Origin of the sequence: Streptomyces dysideae, assembly GCF_001514305.1 — a bacterium.
Classification (GTDB): Bacteria; Actinomycetota; Actinomycetes; order Streptomycetales; family Streptomycetaceae; genus Streptomyces; species Streptomyces dysideae.
The window spans coordinates 1-2243 of record NZ_KQ949155.1 but is presented as its reverse complement, the minus strand read 5'-3'; the positions used below and the strand labels follow the sequence as shown (position 1 = coordinate 2243).

The 2243-nt window shown below is 67.1% G+C and carries 1 protein-coding gene; it reads left to right on the top strand.

Translation table 11 applies throughout. From position 1 onward, the window contains the following. Nucleotides 1-15 precede the first annotated feature (15 nt). The coding region (locus tag AQJ91_RS47795; protein ID WP_067036555.1) for an alpha-L-fucosidase at nt 16-2243 on the top strand (2228 nt) is incomplete at its 3' end.

Sequence of the window (2243 nt, the reverse complement as noted above, 5' to 3'; positions counted from 1 at the left end):
TTCAGGGATGTCCTCATGTCGAGTTCTCTCAACAGACGCCAGTTCCTGTCCGCCGCCACATGTGTAGCGGCAGCAGCCATCGCCGGCGGCGGCCTCGGTGCCGGTGTCGCCGAGGCGGCGCCGAGCACGTACACGCCCGACTGGAACTCGGTCGACCAGCACCCGCCGGCTCCGGAGTGGTTCCAGGACGCGAAGTTCGGGATCTACTTCCACTGGGGCGTCTTCAGCGTTCCCGCCTTCGGTAACGAGTGGTACCCGCGCACCATGTACCGGGCCGGAGAGACCGTCAACCAGCATCACATCGCGACCTACGGCCAGCCATCAGCCTGGCCGTACCACAACTTCATCAACGGAGCGCGGGACCTGGCGGGCAACACCGTGAAGTTCGCGCCGAAGCTGAAGTCGGCCGGCGGGAAGTTCGACCCCGAGGAGTGGGTGCAGCTGTTCGTCGACGCCGGCGCCAGGTTCGCCGGCCCGGTCGCCGAGCACCATGACGGCTTCTCCATGTGGGACAGCCAGGTCAACGAGTGGAACTCGGTGAACAAGGGCCCCGGTCTCGACCTGCTGCGGCTGTTCTCCACGGCCATCCGTGCCAAGGGCCTGAAGCTGCTGGTGGCCATGCACCATGCGTACAACTTCACCGGCTTCTACGAATTCGTCCCCGCGCAGACGGACCCCAGCCTCAAGAAGCTCTACGGGCAGCTGGGTTCGGCCGCGGAGAACCAGCTCTGGTTCGACAAGCTCAAGGAGGTCATCGACCGCGCCCAGCCCGACATCCTGTGGCAGGACTTCAATCTGGACGCCGTCGACGAGCAACAGCGCCTGAACTTCCTGGCGTACTACTACAACCAGGCCAACAGCTGGGGCCGCGAGGTCGTCGCCACGTACAAGGACGGCATGAACGGCAAGGGCGAGGTCTTCGACTACGAACGCGGCGGCCCGGCCGACCTCACCACCCCGTACTGGCTGACCGACGACAGCATCTCCAGCAGCAGCTGGTGCTACACCCAGGGCATCGGCTACTACACCACGCAGCAGATGCTGCACTCGTTCATCGACCGGGTCAGTAAGAACGGCAACGTGCTGCTCAACATCGCGCCGATGGCTGACGGCACCATCCCCCAGGCACAGAAGGACATCCTGCTCGCCATCGGCGACCACCTGAAGCGCTTCGGCGAGTCGGTGTACGCGACCCGCGCCTGGACCGCGTACGGCGAAGGCCCGACGAAGATGGGCGGCGGCTCGTTCACCACCCCGCACGCCGGCACCGCGCAGGACATCCGCTTCACCCGCAACAAGGCGAACAACGTCCTGTACGCCACCGTCCTGGGCTGGCCCGGCAGCTCGCTCACGATCAAGACCCTCAGCCCGGACCGGATCAACCTCTCGTCGCTGACCTCGGTGAAGCTCCTCGGCACCACCGCCGGCACCTACATCGACCTGCCCACGCCGACCCAGAACGCCTCCGGCCTCACGATCACCCTGCCGTCCTCCGCGCCGTACAGCGCGGGCGCCTACGTCCTGAAGCTCTCCTTCTCCGGCACGATCCCCGCTCTGCGGCCGCTGGCCGGCGCCCTCGCCTTCACGGACGTCAACTACACCGGCAAGGCCGCCGTCCTCACCCTCGGCGACTACACCGCGGCCGACCTGACCGCGGCCGGACCGGGCCCGCGCACCGTCTCCTCCCTCCGGCCGGCCCCCGGCTACCAGGTGATCGGCTACTCCGGCGACAACTTCACCGGCACCTCCTGGACCTTCACCGCCGCAAACCCCGACCTGCGGGCCACCGGCAACAACGACCAGATCACCTCGCTGAGAGTCCAGTTCAACCCGGCGACGTACTTCCGGATCACCAACGCCACCAACGGCCTGGCCCTGGACAGCGGCGGCAACGTCGCCTCCGGATCCAACCTCAAGCAGTGGACCTGGGACGGCAGTTCCAACCTCCAGTGGCAGGCGGAGCAGGTCGCAGGCGGCTACTACCGGCTGGTCAACCGCACCAACGGCATGGTCGCCGACGGCTGGGGCGCCACCAACAACGGTGACGCCGCCAGACAGGCCCCCTGGAACGGCAACACCAACCAGCAATGGACGATCACCCACCGGGGCGGCGACCGCTACTCGATCGCCAACCGCACCACCGGCCTGGTCCTCGACGGCGGCGGCAACGTCACCTCCGGCTCCGTCACCAAACAGTGGACCCACGGCAACAGCACCAACCTGCTGTGGACCTTCACCGCGCC